Origin of the sequence: Cohaesibacter sp. CAU 1516 (assembly GCF_005771485.1) — a bacterium.
Lineage (GTDB): Bacteria > Pseudomonadota > Alphaproteobacteria > Rhizobiales > Cohaesibacteraceae > Cohaesibacter > Cohaesibacter intestini.
In genome coordinates this window covers 412,080-432,899 of the sequence record NZ_VANT01000002.1, presented here as the reverse complement: position 1 = coordinate 432,899, position 20,820 = coordinate 412,080, and the positions used below count along the sequence as shown (strand labels likewise).

Annotated in this window: 24 protein-coding genes; 9 read left to right on the top strand and 15 right to left on the bottom strand. The window is 55.8% G+C overall.

Features of this window, described 5'->3' with window-relative positions; translation table 11 throughout:
- Position 1: 1 nt before the first annotated feature.
- A complete protein-coding gene (locus FDK21_RS08905) occupies positions 2-901 on the bottom strand; it encodes an alpha-1,2-fucosyltransferase (RefSeq protein ID WP_138148234.1) in 900 nt (299 codons plus the stop codon).
- 38 nt (positions 902-939) lie between these two features.
- Positions 940-1,980 (bottom strand): hypothetical protein, encoded by a 1,041-nt coding sequence (locus tag FDK21_RS08900; protein ID WP_138148233.1) that lies wholly within the window; start codon positions 1,978-1,980, stop codon positions 940-942.
- Positions 1,981-2,254: 274 nt separating this feature from the next.
- Between FDK21_RS08900 and FDK21_RS08895 the strand changes: the two genes are divergently transcribed.
- The 4 genes from FDK21_RS08895 (at position 2,255) to FDK21_RS08880 (ending at position 5,516) form a co-directional block, all read left to right on the top strand.
- On the top strand, positions 2,255-3,049 hold the full coding sequence (locus FDK21_RS08895) for a glycosyltransferase family 2 protein (RefSeq protein WP_138148232.1): 795 nt from the start codon (positions 2,255-2,257) through the stop codon (positions 3,047-3,049).
- A 25-nt stretch (positions 3,050-3,074) separates the two neighbouring features.
- Positions 3,075-3,740, top strand: a complete 666-nt coding sequence (locus tag FDK21_RS08890; protein WP_171021999.1) for an FkbM family methyltransferase — start codon at positions 3,075-3,077, stop codon at positions 3,738-3,740.
- 203 nt (positions 3,741-3,943) lie between these two features.
- The gene (dapB, locus tag FDK21_RS08885; RefSeq protein WP_138148230.1) at positions 3,944-4,759 is read left to right on the top strand and encodes a 4-hydroxy-tetrahydrodipicolinate reductase; all 816 of its coding nucleotides are present in this window, start codon (positions 3,944-3,946) and stop codon (positions 4,757-4,759) included.
- 136 nt (positions 4,760-4,895) lie between these two features.
- Entirely contained in the window at positions 4,896-5,516 is a 621-nt protein-coding gene (locus tag FDK21_RS08880; RefSeq protein ID WP_114008190.1) for a 2,3-bisphosphoglycerate-dependent phosphoglycerate mutase, read from the top strand.
- Positions 5,517-5,597: 81 nt separating this feature from the next.
- On the opposite strand, the gene FDK21_RS08875 is transcribed toward FDK21_RS08880, so the two are convergent.
- Positions 5,598-6,536, bottom strand: coding sequence for a bifunctional helix-turn-helix domain-containing protein/methylated-DNA--[protein]-cysteine S-methyltransferase (locus tag FDK21_RS08875; RefSeq protein ID WP_138148229.1), 939 nt, complete (start codon positions 6,534-6,536; stop codon positions 5,598-5,600).
- A 63-nt stretch (positions 6,537-6,599) separates the two neighbouring features.
- On the bottom strand, positions 6,600-7,127 hold the full coding sequence (locus FDK21_RS08870; protein WP_138148228.1) for a DUF2244 domain-containing protein: 528 nt from the start codon (positions 7,125-7,127) through the stop codon (positions 6,600-6,602).
- A gap of 137 nt (positions 7,128-7,264) precedes the next feature.
- On the opposite strand from FDK21_RS08870, the gene nth reads away from it, so the two are divergent.
- Complete coding sequence (gene nth, locus FDK21_RS08865; protein WP_138148227.1) at positions 7,265-8,122, top strand: endonuclease III; 858 nt, start codon at positions 7,265-7,267, stop codon at positions 8,120-8,122.
- Positions 8,123-8,160: 38 nt separating this feature from the next.
- Here nth and FDK21_RS08860 read toward each other — a convergent pair whose 3' ends face one another.
- Positions 8,161-8,847: a sulfate transporter family protein gene (locus tag FDK21_RS08860; protein WP_114008194.1), complete on the bottom strand. Its 687-nt coding sequence runs from the start codon at positions 8,845-8,847 to the stop codon at positions 8,161-8,163.
- Between the two features lie 206 nt (positions 8,848-9,053).
- Here FDK21_RS08860 and FDK21_RS08855 point away from each other — a divergent pair, with 206 nt between their 5' ends.
- Positions 9,054-10,052, top strand: coding sequence for an adenosine kinase (locus FDK21_RS08855; protein WP_138148226.1), 999 nt, complete (start codon positions 9,054-9,056; stop codon positions 10,050-10,052).
- A 95-nt stretch (positions 10,053-10,147) separates the two neighbouring features.
- On the opposite strand, the gene coaA is transcribed toward FDK21_RS08855, so the two are convergent.
- The 7 genes from coaA to hisB all read right to left on the bottom strand — a co-directional run bounded on the left by coaA (position 10,148) and on the right by hisB (position 15,250).
- Positions 10,148-11,101 carry a type I pantothenate kinase gene (gene coaA / locus FDK21_RS08850; protein WP_114008611.1) on the bottom strand — a complete coding sequence of 318 codons (954 nt, stop codon included), beginning with the start codon at positions 11,099-11,101 and terminating at the stop codon, positions 10,148-10,150.
- 415 nt (positions 11,102-11,516) lie between these two features.
- The gene (locus FDK21_RS08845; protein ID WP_138148225.1) at positions 11,517-11,840 is read right to left on the bottom strand and encodes a phosphoribosyl-ATP diphosphatase; all 324 of its coding nucleotides are present in this window, start codon (positions 11,838-11,840) and stop codon (positions 11,517-11,519) included.
- An 18-nt stretch (positions 11,841-11,858) separates the two neighbouring features.
- The gene (gene hisF / locus FDK21_RS08840; protein WP_114008197.1) at positions 11,859-12,641 is read right to left on the bottom strand and encodes an imidazole glycerol phosphate synthase subunit HisF; all 783 of its coding nucleotides are present in this window, start codon (positions 12,639-12,641) and stop codon (positions 11,859-11,861) included.
- A 1-nt stretch (position 12,642) separates the two neighbouring features.
- Entirely contained in the window at positions 12,643-13,386 is a 744-nt protein-coding gene (gene hisA / locus FDK21_RS08835; protein WP_138148224.1) for a 1-(5-phosphoribosyl)-5-[(5-phosphoribosylamino)methylideneamino]imidazole-4-carboxamide isomerase, read from the bottom strand.
- Positions 13,386-14,036, bottom strand: a complete 651-nt coding sequence (gene hisH, locus FDK21_RS08830) for an imidazole glycerol phosphate synthase subunit HisH (RefSeq protein ID WP_114008199.1) — start codon at positions 14,034-14,036, stop codon at positions 13,386-13,388. The genes hisA and hisH overlap by 1 nt, the downstream gene beginning before the upstream one ends.
- Positions 14,037-14,041: 5 nt before the next feature.
- A complete protein-coding gene (locus FDK21_RS08825) occupies positions 14,042-14,593 on the bottom strand; it encodes a DUF2628 domain-containing protein (RefSeq protein ID WP_171021998.1) in 552 nt (183 codons plus the stop codon).
- 63 nt (positions 14,594-14,656) lie between these two features.
- Positions 14,657-15,250, bottom strand: a complete 594-nt coding sequence (gene hisB, locus FDK21_RS08820; protein WP_114008201.1) for an imidazoleglycerol-phosphate dehydratase HisB — start codon at positions 15,248-15,250, stop codon at positions 14,657-14,659.
- A gap of 393 nt (positions 15,251-15,643) precedes the next feature.
- On the opposite strand from hisB, the gene hslV reads away from it, so the two are divergent.
- The 3 genes from hslV to hslU are packed head-to-tail and all read left to right on the top strand — an operon-like array spanning position 15,644 to position 18,593.
- The gene (gene hslV / locus FDK21_RS08815) at positions 15,644-16,207 is read left to right on the top strand and encodes an ATP-dependent protease subunit HslV (protein WP_114008202.1); all 564 of its coding nucleotides are present in this window, start codon (positions 15,644-15,646) and stop codon (positions 16,205-16,207) included.
- Positions 16,194-17,282, top strand: coding sequence for a hypothetical protein (locus FDK21_RS08810; protein ID WP_138148222.1), 1,089 nt, complete (start codon positions 16,194-16,196; stop codon positions 17,280-17,282). Before hslV ends, FDK21_RS08810 begins: the two co-directional genes overlap by 14 nt.
- A gap of 3 nt (positions 17,283-17,285) precedes the next feature.
- Positions 17,286-18,593, top strand: coding sequence for an ATP-dependent protease ATPase subunit HslU (gene hslU, locus FDK21_RS08805; RefSeq protein ID WP_138148221.1), 1,308 nt, complete (start codon positions 17,286-17,288; stop codon positions 18,591-18,593).
- A 15-nt stretch (positions 18,594-18,608) separates the two neighbouring features.
- Here the strand turns inward: hslU and FDK21_RS08800 are convergent, their stop codons facing one another.
- The 3 genes from FDK21_RS08800 to FDK21_RS08790 form a co-directional block, all read right to left on the bottom strand.
- Positions 18,609-19,010 (bottom strand): helix-turn-helix transcriptional regulator, encoded by a 402-nt coding sequence (locus FDK21_RS08800; RefSeq protein ID WP_138148220.1) that lies wholly within the window; start codon positions 19,008-19,010, stop codon positions 18,609-18,611.
- Between the two features lie 68 nt (positions 19,011-19,078).
- Positions 19,079-19,705 carry a Smr/MutS family protein gene (locus FDK21_RS08795; protein WP_138148219.1) on the bottom strand — a complete coding sequence of 209 codons (627 nt, stop codon included), beginning with the start codon at positions 19,703-19,705 and terminating at the stop codon, positions 19,079-19,081.
- Positions 19,698-20,807 (bottom strand): MltA domain-containing protein, encoded by a 1,110-nt coding sequence (locus FDK21_RS08790; protein ID WP_138148218.1) that lies wholly within the window; start codon positions 20,805-20,807, stop codon positions 19,698-19,700. Before FDK21_RS08790 ends, FDK21_RS08795 begins: the two co-directional genes overlap by 8 nt.
- Positions 20,808-20,820: the final 13 nt, after the last annotated feature.

The following is a 20,820-nucleotide window of genomic DNA, read 5'->3' as shown; positions in this document are numbered from 1 at the left end:
GTCAGATCAGAATCCATCCCTGAGGGCAGATGTCATCGATATAAGTCGATTGCATATGGTCGCGCGTGAACCATCGACGGGGCGCAATGACCTGCTTATGCGCCTTCGGATTCAGCCAGGCGCCCCACCAGCTGAAGGAGGAATTGGCGATGATATGGTGATTGCATTGACTCATCAAGGCGAGATCATGCATCCGGAAGGCTTCGGGCATCAAGGTGCGGTTAGACCAGTGCTTGGTGAGGGCATCGGCGGCTTCGATATCATCGCTGAAAATGTAGAAATGACAATCGGGCACCATCTTTTCCATCAATGCACGGGCACCATTGTAATAATGGTCTTCCATGATGCCGTGGATTTTCAGCACCTTGGGATCATAGAGATAATCGCCCCGTCGGACATGAACGGACACGGAACCGGGACGTGACACCGTGTTCAAACTGTCTTTGGCCAGATCATTGATCAGATGGGACAAGGAAAACTGTTGTCGCACGCCATCTATTTCGCTATCGAAATAATCTTCAGACTGGAAATATCCGTTGAGATAACACCCCGCCTTAACTGCATGGATCGCCTCGTTTGTGGTCAGGCTGAAATGTCGAAAATGGGTGCCGGGCCAATTGTCTCCATGTTTGTTTTTTGATCGAGAGAACAGACGTTTCAAGCCGAACGCTTTAGCCGCATCACAGTCCCAGAGATCCGCTTCAAGGGCGAAGTTGGCCAGACCGAACGTGGTGTGACCAAGGCGGTTGGAATCGACCACATGAAGCAGCAACTTGCGGTCAAGCCGCCGGGCTTGCGCAAAAGCCGCTGCATATTGGAACATTTGATTGCCGAGGCCACCGAAAATACGGACACAGAGAAACTGGTCGACATTGTGCGGTGTTACTTGAATGGCTTTCATCAGCTACCTTTTGCGCCGTCGCCTGTGGGCGGTCTCGTTCACTTCCGCTCGAACAGGGTGATTTCCATGTGCCACAGCAGCCTTTTTGCAGCGCGCGGCACTTTCAGCAGGCGTGACAGACGCGAGGCCTTGATCCAGCGAATCGGCTCGGGTCTTTCCAACAGAGGAATGTCTGCCAGCTCTGGAGACAGATCTATAACCAATTTGTCCAGCACGGCAAAGAGATTATGCTCATGCATCAACCGATCCTTGTTGGCCTGCATGGCGATGGCCGCCCGCTCGTTCCCAGCTCGGCCCTGATCAAGGCATTGACGGATTCGCTCAACGGATTCACGTGGACGGGTCAGATCAATCCACAGCAGGCCATCCTTGTCGAAATCATCCGCAATGGCCGGCGAGCCACCATGAATGAGAAATGCGCCGCCGAGCAGGGTATCAGCCGTTTTCTCCGTCCAGCCATGGGGCAGAAGATTGTTTTCCAAAGCCAGATGATATCGAGAATTTTCGATGACTTCCGCCTTGTCTTCAAGGGGTTGGAAGCCGCGCCCGAAGATTGTTAACCGCTCCCCCAACGCGACCTTCAACAGGCGCAGAAAGCGCAATCGGCGCACCTGATTTTTGGTCTGGCTTTTGGTGGAGCAAATGGCAGTGAGCTCCAGACTTCGGTCTTCAAGGGTGCGGACCGGTTGCGACAAGGCTTGCCAGTCCTTGCTGACATGCAAGGATCCACCGGCACCGATATCCATCCCGTAGAACCAGGGAAGGGCGGTTTGCGTGATCCGGGTCAGGCCTTTGAACCCCTTGACATTATAGGGGGATAACACGATTCCGAACTGGTCCAGATACGCCTCGGGATAGGCCTGAAAGTCCGGCGGTTCACTGATCACCAGCACCCGGCGGGCTTTTGGCACCCGCGTTTTGAGCGGCGCCTTGTGGCGATCATAGGCAACGAGCCAGTCTGCTTTCTGTTCGGGATCCTCAAGAATGACCTGCAAATCATTCCAGCAGCCATCCGATCCCGGTGTTTGCCGAAACAAGGCTCTGGTCGCGTGGGACGAGGAAAAATGAATGCATGTCATCAGCTGTTCCGTACCAACCTGGCTTTGCGCAAAGTGTGTGGCAAACGCCAGAATCAATCACTCAGTGCGCTGTATAGTGGTGCCTTGTTCCTCCCAGTTTATCAGGTTAAAGGATCTCTAACCAATCAAAACGATTACCCTACGACAGGGTGCCTTTGATCATCATCTCCCGGATGAAGGGAAATCGCACTTTTATTGACTTGGAAGACCGGAACCACTGGTGTAAGGCATAGACAATTCTTGCTGTCCCGTTCCTATCGAGCCATGAGACCAGATGACCGAACCCAAACGACTTGCCAAACTTCCCCTGTCCGTTTTCATCATCACGCTGAATGAAGAAGACCGCATTGCACAGTCGGTGCGCAGTGTCATCGATTGGGTGGACGAGGTGATTGTGGTGGATTCCGGTTCCACGGACCGCACGATCGAGCGGGCCGAGGATCTTGGTGCCAAAGTTGTGCATCATGACTGGCCGGGCTATGGCCAGCAGAAACGGTTTGGTGAGGATCTGTGCCGCAATGACTGGCTGCTGAATATCGATGCGGATGAGGAAATCACGCCGGCTTTGCGCGATGAGGTCATTGCCCTGTTCGACCCGCTTCCCGATACCGATATCTGCAAGCTCGAGATTCTCGACATTTATCCCCACTTGAGCGAAGCCAAAAGCTGGGCCTATGGCTATTGGCAGTATCGGCTTTATGACCGCACCAAGGGTCGTTTTTCCGCATCAACCGTGCACGACACGGTGCGCCCGAGCGCAGAAGCGCGCATTCATGTTCTGAAGGGCAAGGTCAATCACCGCTCCTTCAAGACCATCGCCTTTGCCGTCGACAAAATGAACCGCATTTCCTCAATGCAGCGCGATGACATGCTGGGTCGCAAACGCAAAGTTCCAACTTGGCGGCTGATTACCGAGTTTCCCTTTGCCTTCTTCAAAGGCTATTTTCTGCGCAAACACTGCCTCTATGGCTACTGGGGCTTTGTGCTGGCTTACAATTACGCCTTTTCTCGTCACCTGCGGGTTGCCAAGATGTATGAGGCACAGATCTTGAACAAAGATGCCCCGTAGCACCATCCCCTCAATGGACATGATGATGACCATGAAAAACTTCGCAACCAAACTCGTACGCAGTTTCAAACGATCCATCTTGCGCGATGAGTTCCTGCTCGCATACAAAAAGTGGCGAAAGACCAAGGGCGATCAAACTTTGCGATTTGATTATGATTTGGACGACACAAGCGTCGTGTTGGACGTTGGCGGGTTTGAAGGCAATTTTGCACACGACATCCATGATCGATTTCGATGCAAAGTCTTTGTGTTCGAGCCTTCTGCCGCATATGCTGATGGTTGCAAGCAGAGATTCCAGACTTGTGAAGACATCACCATCCTGCAATATGGGCTATCCGACAGCAATGAGACTGTTCTCTTGAGTGCCGATGGCGATGGCTCAAGTGTCTTCAGGGAAACCGGAGACGATTCTCAAAGTGTCGTGCTGCGGTCTGTAGAAGATGTTCTTGCTGAGTTGCAAATCGAAGAGATAGATCTGTTGAAAATCAATATTGAAGGCGGGGAATTCCCTTTGCTTCAATCGATGATCGAAAGGGGGCTAATCGACAGGGTCCGGTTCCTTCAGGTCCAGTTCCATGATTTCGTTCCCAATGCGAGAGCCAAACGGGCTGATATTCGGGATGCATTGGCGAAAACGCACAAAGAGCAATGGTGCTTTCCTTTTGTCTGGGAAAGCTGGGAAAGGCAGTAGCCTCTCTTCAAATGCGAAACTTTGTCGTGTCTGGTGGCACAAGATCCGGGCATGAAGACCTATTCATCAAAGGATTTGCTGCCATGCAGCGGGCAAACAGGTCTTGCACCAGACACAGGACATGCTTAGAACAAGCATAACTCAGATAGGGCCGGTGTGATGTTTGTATCGTCACAAACCGGCAAAAAGAGCGGGGAACCAGTATGACAGACATTCGGCTTGTGGTTATGGGTGCTCAAGGGCGCATGGGACGTGCTCTGATTGCCGCCATTCATGAAGCAGAGGGTGTCTGTGTTGCTGGAGCGATTGAACGGGACGGGTCTGACGCGGTTGGTCAGGATGCTGGCCTGTTGGCCGGTCTGCCCAATCTGGGCGTGACGGTGACCACCGATCTTGCCGCCGCGCTGGATCAGGCGGATGGGCTGATTGATTTCACCGCACCAAAGGCAACCCTTGCCTTTGCCGCCATCGCCGCTGAGAAAAACAAACTCCACATCATCGGAACCACTGGCTTCACCCCCGAAGAAGAAGCCGAGCTGAAGGTTGTTGCCGACAAAGGGGCCGTGATGGTCAAGTCTGGCAATATGTCGCTCGGGGTCAATCTGCTTGGCAAGCTGGTGGAACAGGCGGCACGCTCTCTCGATGCAGATTTCGACATCGAAGTGGTTGAAATGCATCACAAACACAAGGTTGACGCTCCATCTGGCACCGCCTTGCTGCTGGGCCAGTCGGCGGCCGAAGGGCGCGAGATTGACCTGCATGACAATGCGGTGATGGCGCGTGAAGGCATTACCGGGGCGCGTGAGCGCGGATCGATCGGCTTTGCCACCTTGCGCGGTGGATCGGTGATTGGCGAGCATACGGTGATTTTTTCTGGCGAAGGCGAGCGGATTGAATTGACCCACAAGGCGCAGGATCGGTCGATCTTTGCCCGTGGCGCGGTCAAGGCTGCATGCTGGGCCCATGGCAAGCCAATCGGCTATTACACAATGATGGATGTCCTCGGTTTGAACCAATAGACCCGATTTGCAAGCCTTTGGCGCGGGCCCCCTGCTGACAAGCTTGCTTAAAGACCCTGTTTCCCTATGCATCCTTTTGAGGTGAGCTCACTGTAAGCCGGGATGCGTTGTCGTTGACTGTGAAGGAGTTGATCCTATGGAACGGACACTAGTGCTGGTGCGTCATGGCCAGAGTGAATGGAACCTCAAAAATCTCTTTACTGGCTGGAAGGATCCGGACCTCACCGAGCAGGGCCATGCAGAAGCCATTGCTGCTGGTAAAAAGCTCAACGAGCTGGGTATGAAGTTCGATATTGCCTTCACCTCTGATCTGCAGCGTGCGCAGAAAACCTGTCAGCATATTCTGGATGGCGTCGGCCAGTCCGATCTGGAAACCATCCGTGATCTGGCGCTGAATGAGCGCGACTATGGCGATCTGGCTGGTCTGAACAAGGATGATGCCCGCGTCAAATGGGGTGAGGAGCAGGTTCACATCTGGCGCCGCTCTTATGACGTGCCTCCTCCAGGCGGTGAAAGCCTGAAAGACACCGCTGCCCGCACTCTGCCTTACTTCATTACCGACCTGCTGCCACAGGTCATGTCTGGCAAAACCGTTCTGTGTGCAGCGCACGGCAATTCCCTGCGTTCCATCGTGATGGTGCTGGACCGTTTGACCAAAGAGGAAATCCTCGACGTCAATCTGGGCACCGGCATTCCGATGATCTACAAATTCAACGACGATACCAGCGTTGCATCGAAAGAAATCATCGAACTCTAAGGATTTCCTTGGTCAATTCGAAACCGAAAGGGCAGCTTTGGCTGCCCTTTTTTGTCTCTGGATAGCGGAGAAGGAGACGGATTAGACGCCACCGACCTGTTGGCCGGATTCCCAGCCCAGGATGGCGCGTTTGCGGGTCAGACCCCAGTGATAGCCGCAGATCGAGCCGCTCTTACCCACAACCCGATGGCAGGGGACAACAAAGGAAATGGGGTTCTTGCCCACCGCCGTACCAACAGCACGGGCGGCCTTTGGATTACCGATCCGCTCGGCGACATCGGAATAGGTGGTCATGTTGCCAAAGGGAATCTTCAACAGCATTTCCCAAACCCGCACCTCAAAATCTGTTCCAAGCAGAGTGATCCGCAAAGGCTGCTCGTCATTCCAGGCCTGCGGATCAAAAATCCGGTGGACATAGCTCTGGGTGGCGGCGGGATTTTCTTGATAAATCGCGTTCGGCCAGCGGCCCATCATGTCTTCGAGCGCCTTATCTTCCTCACCGGGATCGGCAAAGGCCAGACCGGCAAGGCCATGCGCCGTGACCATCACCAGAGCCATGCCAAAGGGACTTGGATGGAATCCATAATCGATGGTCAGACCGGCCCCTTTGGCCTTGTAGGCACCGGGGGTAATGGCCTCATGGGTGACAAACAGGTCGTGCAGACGCGAGGGGGCAGACAGTCCGACCTCGAAGGCTGCATCCATTACAGAAGCGGACTGATCGAGCAATTCCTTGGCGTGATCAAGGGTCACCGCCTGTACAAAGCCTTTGGGCGACAGACCACCGGTCCAGCGGGTGAACAGCCGTTGCAGATGGTGTGGCGACAGGCCCACATGATCAGCGAGCCTCTCAAGGCTTGGCTGATTGCGCCAATGATGGGTGAGATATTCGATCGAGCGGCGAATGGTGTCATAGTCGCGCAAAGCGTCCTGTGCATCGGTCCGGCAGGACTGGGCATCGGTCAGGATCGGCAAATCCGTTGTCAGGGGCAGGATTTTGGGCAGGCTCTGGCTCGTCATGCACTGGCTCATTGTTGGCAAACTCCTCGGTCTGTGAAGAGATGCTATCGAATGGCAGAGCATTCAACCACCCGAAACTTGCGCGCACCCGGTTTTTGCCGCCATCAGCGCCGATTTTAGCGCCCCGGCAAGGCTTTCCCGCTCACAGGCATGGAGGAAGGCCCCGATTTCCACTCGTTTGCCATGGGAGGTGAGATGCAGCTCGGTCATGCCGCGATCCTCTTCCTCGCGCGTTTCCATCCTGACCCAATAGGGATTGAAGGACATATGGCTCTGGCGGCCCCTGGGGCATGTGCGGATGACGCTGACTTCGCACTGGGTGATGCGGATCTGTTCCGTTGCTCTGGCATCGCGATAATTGCGGCGAAAAGCCCACCACAAAAGCAGGATATCCAGCCCGGCAAAGCCAAGGATCGGCCAAGCACCCATCAGATAGAAGGGAATGGAGACAATCAGCAACAGAAGGCCGACAAAGATCATCAACCCGATGAAGCCATTGCGTCCCAAGGATCGGTAGGGATGGAGGATGGCATCAAAATAGGGTTCGGTCTCATCAAAGCGCTGTGTGGTTGCTTCATCAAGAACTGCCATAGCGATAGTCTACCCAAATCTTACGTATTTTCCCATAGTGTTTTTCGCAGCCCTTGCCGATTTGGATCGTTGATGGGAAAGAGACTTGCATCAATTGGCGCCGGGAGCCTAAAGATTGATGAGATTATCGAGAAAGGATGAGGACCTTGACCGACCAAGCGGACGACACAACGCCTGCCCCAAAGCCAGCAAAGCAAAAAGGAGCAAAATCGGCAAAAGCCCCGATTGCTGCGAAGAAAAAACCAGCGGCTAAGAAGCCTGTGCGGCGGCGCAAGTGGAGCAAGATGCCAAAGGAGGATATCGAGGCGCTGTTTGATCGTTTCTCGCGCCAGCGGCCCAATCCGCGCGGCGAACTCGACTATACCAACGCCTACACCCTGCTGGTGGCGGTGGTTTTGTCGGCACAGGCCACCGATGTGGGGGTCAATAAGGCGACGGGACCGCTCTTTGCTGTGGCCGACAGCCCGGAAAAGATGGTGGCGCTCGGCGAAGATTTGGTCCGCGATTATATCAAGACCATCGGGCTTTATCGCAACAAGGCCAAGAATGTCATTCTGCTTAGTCAGAAATTGATCGACGAATTTGGTGGTGAGGTGCCTGCGGACCGCGATGCCTTGGTCAGCTTGCCCGGCGTGGGGCGGAAAACCGCCAATGTGGTGTTGAATATCTTTTTCGGTCAGCCGACCATCGCGGTCGACACGCATATTTTCCGGCTGGCCAACCGGTTGGAACTGGCACCGGGCAAAAATGTCGATGAGGTGGAATTGGCGCTCGAGAAGGTCATCCCAGACCCTTATGTCCGGCATTCCCACCATTGGCTGATCCTGCATGGGCGCTATGTCTGCAAGGCCCGCAAGCCCGACTGCAAGCAATGCATCGTTGCTGATCTCTGCCGTTTCAAGGACAAGACCTATTCGGTGCCCGCACCGATTGTGGTGCTGGATTCCTATGAGAATAAGCTGAGCGAGCCGAACAAGACCGGAGAAGTGCTCTAGTCTTGCCGTCTGGGCGCGCTCATGGCGTCAGGAGCCGATCAATCGGTGTTGACCGGCTTGGATCCGGTCAGCCTTTTGTGGACATGGACCATGAAGGCGGTGGCAAAAAGCGGGGTCAGCAGGTTCAACAAAGGCACAGCGATGAAGCCGGCAATCAGCAGGCCAGCAATGAAGATCCGGCCGCCATAACGGCTGCGCAGCTCCTTGACTTCGGCGCGTGAGCGAAAGCGCAGGGCGGCCTGTTCAAAATATTCACGGCCCAGCAGATAGCCGTTGGCGATGAAAAAGAGCGGCACGCCAAGTCCGAGGAACGGGATCAGCAATAGCACGATCAGGTTGACGCCGATGACCACACCCAGAAAGCGCAAGGTCTGGATGATTGCCTCGCCGAGCGGTAAATCGCGGCCATTGGCTTCGTGGGGATAGTGCCGATCTTCGACGGTGCGGCTGACTTCATCGAGAAACAGACTGGCAACGACGGTGGAAACCGGGATAATCAGAAACCAGAGACCGAAAAACAGCCCCAGAGACGTGATGATGGCCGCCGCGGCCTCTGCCCATCCGGGCAAGAAATCTTCCAACGTCAGCATATATTCGATGCCTTCACGCATGCCCACCCAGACAAGCGCCAGCAGCAGCAAGGTGATGCCGAGCATTTTCCAAAGGACAGAGCGGAACGGCTTGGTGAAAAGCTGATTGAAGGCCAGGAGGGCTGAGGCAAACATGAATGTCGAGTCTTTCGCGAATTTTGAGGTGCGTCCTGCATCACATAGGCGGGTAAAAGCGCCAGTGCAAGGGCCGTTCACCCCTTTTGGCGGTTGCCAAACAGGGCCCCGTTATTATACTGCCGCCGACTTCACCCCCCTTGAAACCGAAAGAAAGGCTCGTTTTTTGGAGGACTATCTCCTCAATTCACGTGCCGGAGTTCAGCATGACAGCAGCAAAATATGACATTTTGGGAATCGGGAATGCAATCGTTGACGTGCTTTCGCGCACCGATGATGACTTCCTCGTTGCAGAAGATCTGCATAAGGGATCGATGAACCTGATTGATGCTGAGCGTGCCGAATATCTCTATGCCCGCATGGGTCCGGCGATTGAGGCATCCGGTGGCAGCGCAGGCAACACCATTTTCGGGATTGCCAGCCTTGGCGGTCATCCGGCCTATTTCGGCAAGGTGGCCAAGGATCAGCTGGGCAGCATCTTCACCCATGATATGCGCTCGCTGGGTGCGCATTTCGACACATCACCGCTTAAAGATGGTGCGCCAACTGCCCGCTCGATGATCCTGATCACCCCGGATGGCGAGCGGACGATGAATACCTATCTGGGTGCCTGTGTGGAACTGGGCGAAGAGGATATCGACCCGGATGTGGTCGCCAATTCCGGCATCACCTATATGGAAGGCTATTTGTGGGACAAGGAAAATGCAAAAAATGCCTTCCGCAAGGCTGCCCGCATTGCCCATGAAGCAGGCCGTGAGGTGTCCATTACCTTGTCGGACAGCTTCTGTGTGGATCGCTTCCGTGGTGAGTTTCTCGATCTGATCCAAAGCAAGCAAGTGGATATCCTGTTTGCCAACGAGCCGGAAGTAAAAGCGCTTTATCAGACTGCTGATCGGGCGACGGCGCTCAATGCCCTGCGCAAGGATGCCAAGCTTGCCGCCATCACATTGGGCAGCGAAGGGTCTGTCGTGGTATCAGGCGATGAGACCATTTATGTCGAAGCCTGCAAAATCCGCGAGCTGGTGGATACGACCGGGGCAGGGGATCTTTATGCCTCCGGCTTCCTGTTTGGCCTGTCGAAAGGCTTCAGCCTTGAGAAATGCGCCACCCTTGGCAATTTCTGCGCCGCTGAGGTCATCCAGCATATTGGCCCACGGCCGGAGCATGACATGAAGCAGGCAGCCGAGCAGGCAGGCTTGCTCTAAGACCCAATCCCCGTAACAGGCAAACATGCAAAAGGCGGCTTACAAGCCGCCTTTTTTGTTTCGATTCCGGATCAAAGCTTGGAAATTTGCTCTTTCTAGAGCTTGCGCAGCAGGACCGTCTTGATGGCGTGGGTTTCATCCTTGCCCAAGACCAGATCGGCGCGCGGACGCGTGGGGAAGATATTGTCCCGCAAATTGACCAGGTTGATGGTCGTCCAGAGCCGGTTGGCGGTCTCTTCGGCTTCCTCATCGGTCAGCGTCGAATAGCGATGGAAATAGGAGCCGGGATCGCGGAAGGCGGTCTCGCGCAGGCGCTTGAAGCGCTCGATATACCAGCGATGCAGCATATCCTCTTCGGCATCGATATAGATCGAGAAGTCGAAAAAGTCAGAAACAAAGGGAATGGCCTTACCATCATTGGGCAGCAGGCCGGTTTGCAGGACGTTCAGACCTTCAAGGATCAGAATGTCCGGCTGGTCGATGATCACGGCCTCATCGGGCATCACGTCATAATAGAAGTGGGAATAAACAGGTGCCCGGACATTGCGCTTGCCGGTCTTGATGTCGGTCAGGAACTGCAGGATCGCCGTGCGATCATAGCTTTCCGGGAAGCCCTTGCGCTGCATCAGGTCCTCGGCATTCAGCACCGCATTTGGCAGCAGGAAGCCATCGGTGGTCACCAGATCTACCTTGGGGCTGGCAGGCCAACGAGACAACAAAGCCTGAAGCAGGCGGGCCGTGGTCGATTTGCCGACGGAGACCGACCCCGCCACCCCGATGATGAAGGGGGTTTTGGGCTCATTGGTGCCAAGAAAATGCTGAGTGGCATTGTTCAGGCCCTTGGCAAACTCAACATAATAGCTGAGCAATCTGGAGAGCGGCAGGTAGATTTCCTCAACCTCTTCCAGAGAAATGGGTTCGTGAAGGCTCTTGATGCGCTCCAGATCCACATTGGTCAACGTCATGGGCGTGTCTGCACGCAGGGTCGCCCATTCTTCGTTGGTAAATGCACGATAGGGGGACAGATTCCGCCGTGCCATTTGTTCCATTGTCTTATTCCCCGGTGCCCGGTCGACCAGTTCCATATCAGGTCACTCCCCCAAGCATCCTGCCTTGATCATCCAAGCCGATGGTTCGCAAGCAGTTTGACGCCTATAGTGGCTTTGTTCGATCAATCGCAGCCACTCTAGACGCAAGCGCTGCTCTCAATGTTGATTGATCTCAAAACCTATCCCTTTTGCCGCCTTTCGAGCGACCTTGTCTCCCCCTGTGGCCCTTGCAACAGAGAGTATGAAAAAGCGCGGCGATCCGTCTTTTGCCTGCTCTTGCAGTGCGTCAATTCACTCGCATGGCGCAATTGGCAATAAGTATGCGTGTTAGTGCGTAGCTTATGCGAGGCCGTGAATAGCGAGTGATGATTCACGTGAAATGAGAGGATGAAGTGGCACGCGGCGGCTCAGACAGTCAGTCCGGCTTGCGGGCGGCTTTCTCTTCCAGCCCGGTCTGGCCGGTGCGGCGGGCCAGCTCGGCCATCACATCGTCCAGTTTGACACCGGAAATGTTCAGCACAACCAGCAAGTGATAGAGCAAGTCTGCAGTTTCAGACGTCAACTCTGCCTTATCGCCCTTCATAGCGGCGATCACGGATTCCACCGCCTCTTCGCCAAGCTTCTGGGCGCATTTGCCGACACCTTTGCCGACCAGTTTGCGGGTGTAGGAATTCGTGTCCTTGGAAGCAGCACGCTTCGCAATGATCGCTTCGAGATCACTGAGAGTGAATTTGGCCATCTGGCTGTCCTTCCCGTTCTATTTGTCCATATCCATGCGCATGGGGATGCCTGAAGCGGCCATGTGGGCCTTGGCTTGCTGAATGGAAAATTCACCAAAATGGAAGATGGAGGCAGCCAGAACAGCAGTTGCGTGACCATCACGCACCCCTTCGACCAAGTGATCAAGGGTGCCAACACCGCCAGAGGCGATCACAGGAACCGTGATCATATCCGCAATTTTGCGGGTCAATTCGATATCGAAACCGATTTTAGTGCCGTCGCGATCCATTGAGGTCAGAAGGATTTCACCTGCGCCCAAATCGACCACTTCCTGGGCATATTCAATCGCGTCAATGCCGGTCGGTGTACGGCCACCATGGGTGAAGATTTCCCATCTGGATGGTTCACCCTCCTTGGAAACGCGCTTGGCATCGACCGAGGCCACAATGCACTGCGCGCCAAATTTCTCCGCCGCTTCCTTGACAAACTCGCGGCGCAAAACGGCGGCGGTGTTGATCGACACCTTGTCGGCCCCGGCTTTCAGCAAGTCGCGGATATTGTCGGTGGTGCGGATGCCGCCACCGACGGTGACCGGCATAAAGCATTCTTCCGCCGTGCGGCGGACCACATCAAAGATCGTGTCACGGTTTTCATGGCTGGCGGTGATGTCGAGGAAGCACAATTCGTCGGCACCGGCGGCGTCATAGGCCTTGGCGCTTTCCACCGGGTCACCGGCATCCTTCAGATCGACAAAGTTGACGCCTTTGACCACGCGGCCATCTTTAACGTCAAGGCAGGGAATTACGCGGGCTTTGAGCATGTCACTTCTCCGCTTCCTTGGCTGTCTTGATCAAAGCCAGTGCTTCGCTCGGATCAAGGCGGCCATCATAGAGGGCGCGACCGGTGATCGCCCCTTCCAAAATGGCGCAATCGGGCTGGATCAGCCGTTTGACATCGTCAATCGAAGCAAGGCCGCCCGAGGCAATCACCGGAATGGAGACGGCACGGGCCAGCTCGAGGGTGGCGTCGATGTTGAGGCCGGTCAGAATGCCATCGCGGTCAATGTCGGTATAGATGATCGCGGAAACGCCAGCATCTTCGAACTGGCGCGCCAGATCGATCACAGTCAATTCCGAGGTTTCGGCCCAACCCTCGACGGCCACCTTGCCACCCTTGGCATCAATGCCAACGGCCACACGGCCCGGAAACAGCTTGCAGGCTTCTTTGACCAATGCCGGATCGCGTACAGCGACGGTGCCCAGAATCACCCGGGAGATGCCCTTGTCGAGCCAATGCTCGATGCCATCAAGATCGCGGATGCCGCCACCGAGCTGGACTGGATTGGTGGTGCTGGCCAGAATGCTCTCAACGGCGGCGCTATTCTCGGACTTGCCAGCAAAAGCGCCATTCAGATCAACCACATGGAGCCATTCAAAGCCTTGATCCTGAAAGCTTTTTGCCTGTGCGCCGGGATTGTCGTTGAAAATGGTCGCCTGATCCATGTCGCCGAGCTTGAGGCGCACACATTGACCATCCTTGAGGTCGATTGCAGGAAAGATGATCATTATGGTCTCCAGCGCAGGAAATTCGAAATCAGCGCCAGCCCCAGTTTCTGGCTCTTTTCAGGGTGGAACTGGGTGCCGACAAAATTGTCCCGACCAACCATGGCGGTGACGGTCTGGCCATAATCGCAGGTGGCCAGCAGATCATCGGCATGGGTCGGCTGCATATGATAGGAATGGACGAAATAGGCATGCAGGCCGTCAGGCCCGGTCGGAATACCAGCCCAAAGCGGATGATCCTTCAGAACGGACACTGTGTTCCAGCCCATATGCGGGATTTTCAGGGTTGGATCCTGTGGCTCCAGCGCCACCACATCGCCGGCAATCCAGCCAAGTCCGTTGGTGGTGCCATGCTCCAGCCCCCGGTCGGCAAGCAATTGTTGGCCGACGCAAATGCCAAAGAAGGGTTTGCCCTTTTTGTGAACGGCTTCCTCCAGCGCTTCGGTCATGCCATCCACCGCATCCAAACCGGCGCGGCAATCAGCATAGGCCCCAACGCCGGGCAGGACGATCCGATCAGCTGCGCGGACATCCTCCGGGTTGGACGTGACAGCTACGTCGCCGGTCAGGCCAGCTTCACGGGCGGCGCGCTCAAACGCCTTGGCGGCGGAACACAGATTGCCCGAGCCATAATCAATAATCGCAATGCGCATGGTCTTTACGTCTCCCGGGACCGGTCTGGTGCGGGGAAGAGGCCGATGATCGGCTCGCTGGTCCCTGTGTCCCGCATTTTATCCTTGAGCGCGACATAGCCGCTTTTGCTCTGGTTTGGCAATGGCTTTGAGCCGGATGCGTCTGCAGACCGCGCAAATGGGGTCTGCGTCGCCCCCCTTTCGGCCTCTGCCAGTCTTGCTGTCACATAGCGATGCTCACAATGCTCCAGATCCTCGGCATAAAGACTTGCCACTTCGATATAGCCCTTGTTGCGCAGGGACCAACCGATGAGATTGGGGGCCTCGAGGCTGATCCACAAGCTCATCAGAAGGGTGATCAGCATGGAAGCCCAGATCGGCAACATGGTTTCGAGCGCCGAGACCGGGATCAGAATGAGAATATAGATCAGCAAGATCCACCACAGCCGCTTCACCAGCATCCAGACAGCGGGCAGCATGAAGGCGAAGATCGAATAGTGATCCTTGATCAGGATCGCCGAATCGATCGCCTCATGAGGGGGCAGGCCGGGCTTTTCATAAATGGTGTAGGAGGGCATCCTGCCACCTTTCATTTCGTGTCTGTGAACGACATCGTTATCAAAGCATGACGGGCGCAGCCATCAGCCATTCAGCGTTCCCTTGGTGGAGGGCACCCGGTCCGCCTGACGCGGATCAAGCTCGATGGCCTGGCGCAAGGCACGTGCCACTGCCTTGAAACAGCTTTCGGCAATATGGTGATTGTTGCGACCATAGAGATTGGCAATATGCAGCGTGATGCCGGAATTCTGCGCAAAGGCATTAAAGAATTCCTCGAACAGTTCGGTATCGAAATCACCGATTTTGTCCTTTGTGAAGGTCACATCCCAAACAAGGAAAGGTCGACCGGACACATCCACAGCGGCACGGGTCATGGTTTCATCCATCGGCAAATGGGCATCGGCATAGCGGGTGATACCCTTTTTGTCACCCAGCGCCTGTTTCAAGGCCTGACCCAGCGCGATGCCGACATCCTCGGTGGTGTGATGGGCATCCACATGCAAGTCACCCTTGACCTTGATGTCCATGTCGATGAGCGAATGGCGGGATAGCTGATCAATCATATGGTCGAGAAAGCCAACCCCGGTGTCGATCTTGTAGCTGCCGTTGCCATCCAGATTGATGGACAGGGCGACATCGGTCTCGTTGGTCTTGCGATTGATCGTTGCCTTGCGCATAGATGCATTCCTTCGCGTGGGTCTTCAAGCCAAAACACCCGGGGTCCAGAGCAAGCCTTTCGCGCCGTTGCGCACACGCTTTGCTTCCAACCTGCCGGGCAATCCTTTATGTATCAGGGCATTCTTTACAAATCCATAGGCCTCAACGCGCTAATTGAATCAACATGGTTGGTTTTTGACGTATTTGTTGCGCATTTTCGCACGATTATGGCACCACCATGCGCAAAGTCGCACAATGAGGTCTTTTGGCCTTGGTCTTGAAGGTGTAGAAGCTGAGCCAAAGGGGCTGATTGAAAGTCGATCAGTGGCGCTTACATAAGACACAGATTTCCAATCGATCCCAAGGGCTCAGCAGCCTGAGGGACCCGAGGGGGCCGCAACAGGGATGAGAGAATGAGCGATCAAAGTTCAAATGTGCCGGTTTGGCACGGCACGACCATTGTAACCGTTCGCAAGGGTGGCAAGGTTGTCATTGCCGGCGATGGACAGGTGAGCCTTGGCCAGACGGTCATCAAGGGCAATGCCCGTAAGGTGCGGCCACTGGGCAAGGGCAATGTGATTGCCGGATTTGCCGGGGCAACCGCCGATGCCTTCACCCTGTTCGAGCGGCTGGAAGCCAAACTGGAACAATATCCCGAACAGCTGACCCGCGCCTGTGTCGACATGGCCAAGGATTGGCGCACGGACCGCTATCTGCGCCGTTTGGAAGCGATGATGATCGTGGCGGACAAGAATGTCTCGCTGGTCCTGACGGGCACTGGCGACGTTCTGGAGCCCGAAGACGGGGTCACGGCGATTGGGTCTGGTGGCAATTATGCGCTGGCTGCCGCCCGTGCCCTGATGGATACCGATCTGGACGCCGAAGCCATTGCCCGCAAGGCGATGGGCATCGCGGCTGACATTTGTGTCTATACCAACGGCAATCTGACGGTGGAAGTGCTTGATGCTGACGCGTGACACCCTTATCGCTGCCAGCCGTCAGGGGTTGATCGGGCTGGATCAGGTTGATCCGCTGCTGGCTTTTCTCACCGGTGAGGATCAGGCAGGACGCGCCGTGATGCACGACCCGGAAGAAATGCACTTTGCCCGGGGCTTTCACGATATTTTCATTTCGATCGGCCTTGTCATCCTGATGTCGGGCTATTTCGCGACCGCCATGCTGTTTGGCAATGACGAGGCCACAACGGTGCTGATGACTTATGGTGGTAGTATGGTGCTGGTCTGGAGCCTGGCCGAATGGTTTTCCAAGGCCCTGCGTCTGTCCTTGCCCTCGATCCTTTTGAGTGGCCTGTTTGTTGCTCTGAGTGGTCTGACCGGGGTCTCTTTGCTATCGGTCCTGTTTGCACTGGGCAATGGCTGGTCCGTGCCGAACTGGGCAGCGCTTGACGGATCCGGTTTCTTTGGTTTGGTGCCATTTTTTGCTGCCATTGCGGGGGGCTTGGTCTTTTATGGCCGGTTTCGCGTGCCGATCACCCCAACCTTCATCACCTTGGCGACCATCGGTCTGTTTTTCATGCTGCTGGCTTTGATCGAGGAGACGCTTCTGACGGATTTCATCACCCTCTGGATGATACTGGTCGGGCTCGGCTGTCTTTCGCTGGCTTTATGGTATGACCGCCAGGATCGCATGCGCCAGACGGTGAAGAGCGACACGGCCTTCTGGCTGCATCTGGTGGCCGCACCCTTGCTGGTCCATTCGCTTCTGTCCCATTTGTCGGTGATTGAGTCCAGTGCCTTTGCGGCACTGGCGACCATCGCCTTGTTTGTTCTTATCGGGCTGTTTGCCTTGATCATTGACCGCCGTGCCCTGCTTGCCTCGGGGATCGGCTATCTGGGCGTTGCCATCGGCATCCTGATCGAACAAAGCCAGTTGGGTGAGGGGGGCGCCGTTGCGCTTACCTTGCTGATTCTTGGCCTGTTCGTCCTGATGCTTGGCTCAGCCTGGACCAAATTGCGGGATCTGCTGCTCAGCCGATATTCCCATCATCCGCTGATGCGCAACCTGCCTCCTGTTTCTTCCGAAAGGATCTGATGAATGACCAACTTTTCCCCGCGCGAAATCGTGTCCGAGCTGGACCGCTTCATTATCGGCCAGAAAGAAGCCAAACGAGCAGTGGCCATCGCGCTGCGCAATCGCTGGCGTCGGCAACAGCTTGACGACAGCCTCAAGGAAGAGGTTTTGCCCAAGAATATCCTGATGATCGGGCCGACGGGGGTCGGCAAGACCGAGATTTCACGCCGTCTGGCCAAGCTCGCCAATGCCCCCTTCATCAAGATCGAGGCGACGAAATTCACTGAAGTGGGCTATGTCGGGCGTGATGTGGACCAGATTGTCCGCGATCTGATCGAAAGCGGCATCATGTTGACCCGGGAAAGCCGCCGCAAGGATGTGAAGGCCAAAGCCCATAGGGCCGCAGAGGATCGGGTGCTGGATGCGCTGGTCGGTCCCGGTGCGGGCAGTGCGACCCGTGACAGTTTCCGCAAGAAGCTGCGCGATGGGCTGCTGGACGACAAGGAAATCGAAATCGAGGTGCGCGACAGCTCGTCGCCAATGTCGAATTTCGAAATTCCCGGCATGCCCGGAGGTTCCATGGGCGTGATGAATCTGTCGGACATGTTCGGCAAGGCCTTTGGTGAGCGCACCAAATCCCGTCGGGTGTCGGTCAAGGAATCCTACGAGCTTCTGATCATGGAGGAATCGGATAAGCTGCTTGATGAAGATCAAGTTGTTTCGGAAGCGATTTCCTTGGTGGAGAATAACGGTATCGTTTTCCTCGACGAGATCGACAAGATCTGTGCACAGGATGGCCGCGGTGGGGCAGATGTGTCCCGTGAAGGGGTCCAGCGCGATCTGCTGCCACTGATCGAAGGCACCACGGTGACGACAAAATATGGCCCGGTGAAAACCGATCATATCCTGTTCATCGCTTCGGGTGCGTTCCATGTGGCCAAGCCCTCTGACCTGCTGCCCGAGCTTCAGGGTCGCTTGCCGATCCGGGTGGAACTGAATGCGCTGACCAAGGACGATTTCCGCGCCATTCTGACCGAAACCGAAGCCAATCTGCCGAAACAATATAGCGCGTTGATGGCCACCGAAGAGGTGACACTGAGCTTCACCGACGACGCAATCGAAACGATCGCCGATATTGCGGTGGACCTGAACAGCTCGGTTGAAAATATCGGAGCTCGCCGCCTGCAAACGGTCATGGAGAAGATTCTGGAAGATATTTCCTTCGAAGCGCCGGACAAAGCAGGAGAAGAGGTCGAAATAACCGGTGATTTTGTGCGCGAGCATATTGGTGCTCTGGCCAAAAATACCGATCTGAGCCGCTATATTCTGTAACAGAAGTAATCTGGCTCAGAGCTGATCTCTGAGATCGGGGCTACCCATGCCCCGGTCTCGCGACGAAGCAGCGCGCAGCTGCAGAATCAACGCATCAAGACTGTCGGGAGAGAGTTGATTGATTCGATCAGCCAGCAGATTGGCCAGCTCGGTTGCCTTGGGATCGAGGCCCGCGGTGCGAATCGTTGGATTCGGATCCGAAATCTCCGCCAGACGCTGCAATTCTTCCGCTTCATCCCAAATCACATTGAAATATCCAATGATCCGCTGGATGAGAAACCAGGTCGGCTTGCCGCGTTTGCCATGTTCCAGAGCTGAAAGATAGGCGCTGGATACCTCCAGTCGCTCCGCCATTTCCTTGAGGGAAATGTTGCGTTCCTGCCTCATGCGCCGCAGCTTTGCACCAAACGGGGTCATGTCTCACCGTCCTCAAAGGGCTTTTCAGGCCCGGTTTCGAGCTTCAATCGTGTCAGGCTTTAGGCATTTTATCCTGATTTGCCCCGTTTTCTCAAGCGCACATGCAAAGCGCCTGCCCCTCCGAGGGTGCGATGGGCTTCCTCGAAGCCGACAATCAACGACCGGATTTCCGGTTCGGACAGCCATTTGGGCACCACACGGCGCAGAACGCCCTTCTCAGGCCCGACAGAGTAGGTTTCGGCATCTCCCCGGCTTCCCTTGCCGGTGATCACCAGAACATGCTTGTGGCCCTGACTGTGCGCGCTGCGCAGGAAGCCGAACAGGGCAGAATGGGCCTCGCGCTGGGTCATGCCATGCAGATCAATCCGGGCGTCGATGAAGGCACGTCCCTGAACGATGCGCTTTCTTTCCTTCCGGTCAATCGGGCTGAGCGGCGGCAAGGGTTGAGGGCGATGCTTGCCATTGCCCCCCATACCGGCTTTTTTCAGACTCAGCATGTCATCCTTGGTCGCGCGGCGGCGCTGAACCGGATGGTTCGGATCGGGTTGATTGGTCGGATCCATCGAGGAAGGCTGATCGATGGTCTCGATCAGAGCCTTCAATTCAGCGGATTTGCCTTCCATCGGGGTAACGGTGTCAGCCACCTTTTGCCAAAGCTTGAGATCCTTGCGATTGAGCGGAGGCTTTCTAGCCATCGGCCTGCTCCTTCTCATCAAGGGGCAGCAAACAGGTAAAGCAGGTCGGTTGTTTGAGGATGCCTGCCAATTGGCCTGCTGTCTCGCCAGAGCCGCAGAAAAGGTCGGCACGGGCCATCCCTTTGATGGCTGAGCCAGTGTCATGGGCCAGAACCAGTTGGCGGAACGGGGTCTCGTCTCCCTGTTCCAGCGAGGGCAACATGGTCTCGATCCAGAAGGGCAGGCCAAATGTGTGGAGATGCCGATCGACCGCGATGCTGCGCAGAGGCAAAAGCGGCACATGGGCCGCGGACTCTGGGCCGACATCCGGGCTGTTGAGCGCTGGCTCTTCAACCGGCTTGAAAAAGATATAGGAGGGATTGCGGCCAAGATAGGCGACGCCTTCCGCACCCATGGCCCGCAGATGGGCGATCAGAGCGCCCATTGAGATCGAATCGGGGGTGAAATGACCCTCTTCAATCAGCAATTTCCCAAGGGATTGATAGGGATGGCCGGATTTTCCGTCAAAGGCGACACGCATTGTCTGGCCGTCTTCGAGCCGCAGGCGGGCGGATCCCTGAATATGGATGATATAGGCTTCGAAGGGGTCTTTGAGCCAAACGAACTCCAATCCCTGGCCTTCAAGACCGCCAGCCATGATCGCGGCGCGGCTCAGATGCAGTTCAATCTTTCCGTTGCGCTGGCGGGCAAAACTGGTCTCTGGTGTAAAACCTGCAGCAAGCGCTTCCTTGGTCTTGAGGCTGACCAAATCATGCGGGCGACGATGGAGAGGAAAGCGAAATTCGGTATCAGGGGCCAGCCGTGCATCAAATTCCGGCTCATAATAGCCAGTCAGCAAGCCCTCGCCATCAATCGAATAGGGCGCGAAATGACGCTCGAAAAAAAGCCGGGCATGGGGGCGGGGCAGATCGGCTGGCAAATCAAGAGCCGCTTGCGCCACGGCAAGCAACGCCTTGATCGCCACCGACGGATGACGGCTGGTCGGCGGATGGGCGATCAGGAAGGGCGCAGAGTGACGAAAGGCGGCAAAGGCCGCCTCGTGATTATGATCAGCCCAACCGGAAAGGGTCGCAAAGTCTGTCCGGGTCAGGCCAGCCATCATCTGATTTCTTCCT

Coding starts and splice junctions, on each gene's coding strand:
- FDK21_RS08875 (WP_138148229.1), bottom strand. CDS start 6,536: ATGACGAGCCAGAGCCTGCCCAAAATCCTGCCCCTGACAACGGATTTG.
- FDK21_RS08845 (WP_138148225.1), bottom strand. CDS start 11,840: ATGGCCAAATTCACTCTCAGTGATCTCGAAGCGATCATTGCGAAGCGT.
- FDK21_RS08895 (WP_138148232.1), top strand. CDS start 2,255: ATGACCGAACCCAAACGACTTGCCAAACTTCCCCTGTCCGTTTTCATC.
- hisH (WP_114008199.1), bottom strand. CDS start 14,036: ATGCGCATTGCGATTATTGATTATGGCTCGGGCAATCTGTGTTCCGCC.
- FDK21_RS08800 (WP_138148220.1), bottom strand. CDS start 19,010: ATGACCCCGTTTGGTGCAAAGCTGCGGCGCATGAGGCAGGAACGCAAC.
- hisF (WP_114008197.1), bottom strand. CDS start 12,641: ATGCTCAAAGCCCGCGTAATTCCCTGCCTTGACGTTAAAGATGGCCGC.
- FDK21_RS08880 (WP_114008190.1), top strand. CDS start 4,896: ATGGAACGGACACTAGTGCTGGTGCGTCATGGCCAGAGTGAATGGAAC.
- FDK21_RS08890 (WP_171021999.1), top strand. CDS start 3,075: ATGACCATGAAAAACTTCGCAACCAAACTCGTACGCAGTTTCAAACGA.
- nth (WP_138148227.1), top strand. CDS start 7,265: ATGAGGACCTTGACCGACCAAGCGGACGACACAACGCCTGCCCCAAAG.
- hisA (WP_138148224.1), bottom strand. CDS start 13,386: ATGATCATCTTTCCTGCAATCGACCTCAAGGATGGTCAATGTGTGCGC.
- FDK21_RS08905 (WP_138148234.1), bottom strand. CDS start 901: ATGAAAGCCATTCAAGTAACACCGCACAATGTCGACCAGTTTCTCTGT.
- FDK21_RS08900 (WP_138148233.1), bottom strand. CDS start 1,980: ATGACATGCATTCATTTTTCCTCGTCCCACGCGACCAGAGCCTTGTTT.
- hisB (WP_114008201.1), bottom strand. CDS start 15,250: ATGCGCAAGGCAACGATCAATCGCAAGACCAACGAGACCGATGTCGCC.
- FDK21_RS08870 (WP_138148228.1), bottom strand. CDS start 7,127: ATGGCAGTTCTTGATGAAGCAACCACACAGCGCTTTGATGAGACCGAA.
- FDK21_RS08795 (WP_138148219.1), bottom strand. CDS start 19,705: ATGGCTAGAAAGCCTCCGCTCAATCGCAAGGATCTCAAGCTTTGGCAA.
- FDK21_RS08860 (WP_114008194.1), bottom strand. CDS start 8,847: ATGTTTGCCTCAGCCCTCCTGGCCTTCAATCAGCTTTTCACCAAGCCG.
- FDK21_RS08790 (WP_138148218.1), bottom strand. CDS start 20,807: ATGATGGCTGGCCTGACCCGGACAGACTTTGCGACCCTTTCCGGTTGG.
- dapB (WP_138148230.1), top strand. CDS start 3,944: ATGACAGACATTCGGCTTGTGGTTATGGGTGCTCAAGGGCGCATGGGA.
- FDK21_RS08825 (WP_171021998.1), bottom strand. CDS start 14,593: ATGCCCTCCTACACCATTTATGAAAAGCCCGGCCTGCCCCCTCATGAG.
- FDK21_RS08810 (WP_138148222.1), top strand. CDS start 16,194: ATGCTGACGCGTGACACCCTTATCGCTGCCAGCCGTCAGGGGTTGATC.
- FDK21_RS08855 (WP_138148226.1), top strand. CDS start 9,054: ATGACAGCAGCAAAATATGACATTTTGGGAATCGGGAATGCAATCGTT.
- coaA (WP_114008611.1), bottom strand. CDS start 11,101: ATGGAACAAATGGCACGGCGGAATCTGTCCCCCTATCGTGCATTTACC.
- hslU (WP_138148221.1), top strand. CDS start 17,286: ATGACCAACTTTTCCCCGCGCGAAATCGTGTCCGAGCTGGACCGCTTC.
- hslV (WP_114008202.1), top strand. CDS start 15,644: ATGAGCGATCAAAGTTCAAATGTGCCGGTTTGGCACGGCACGACCATT.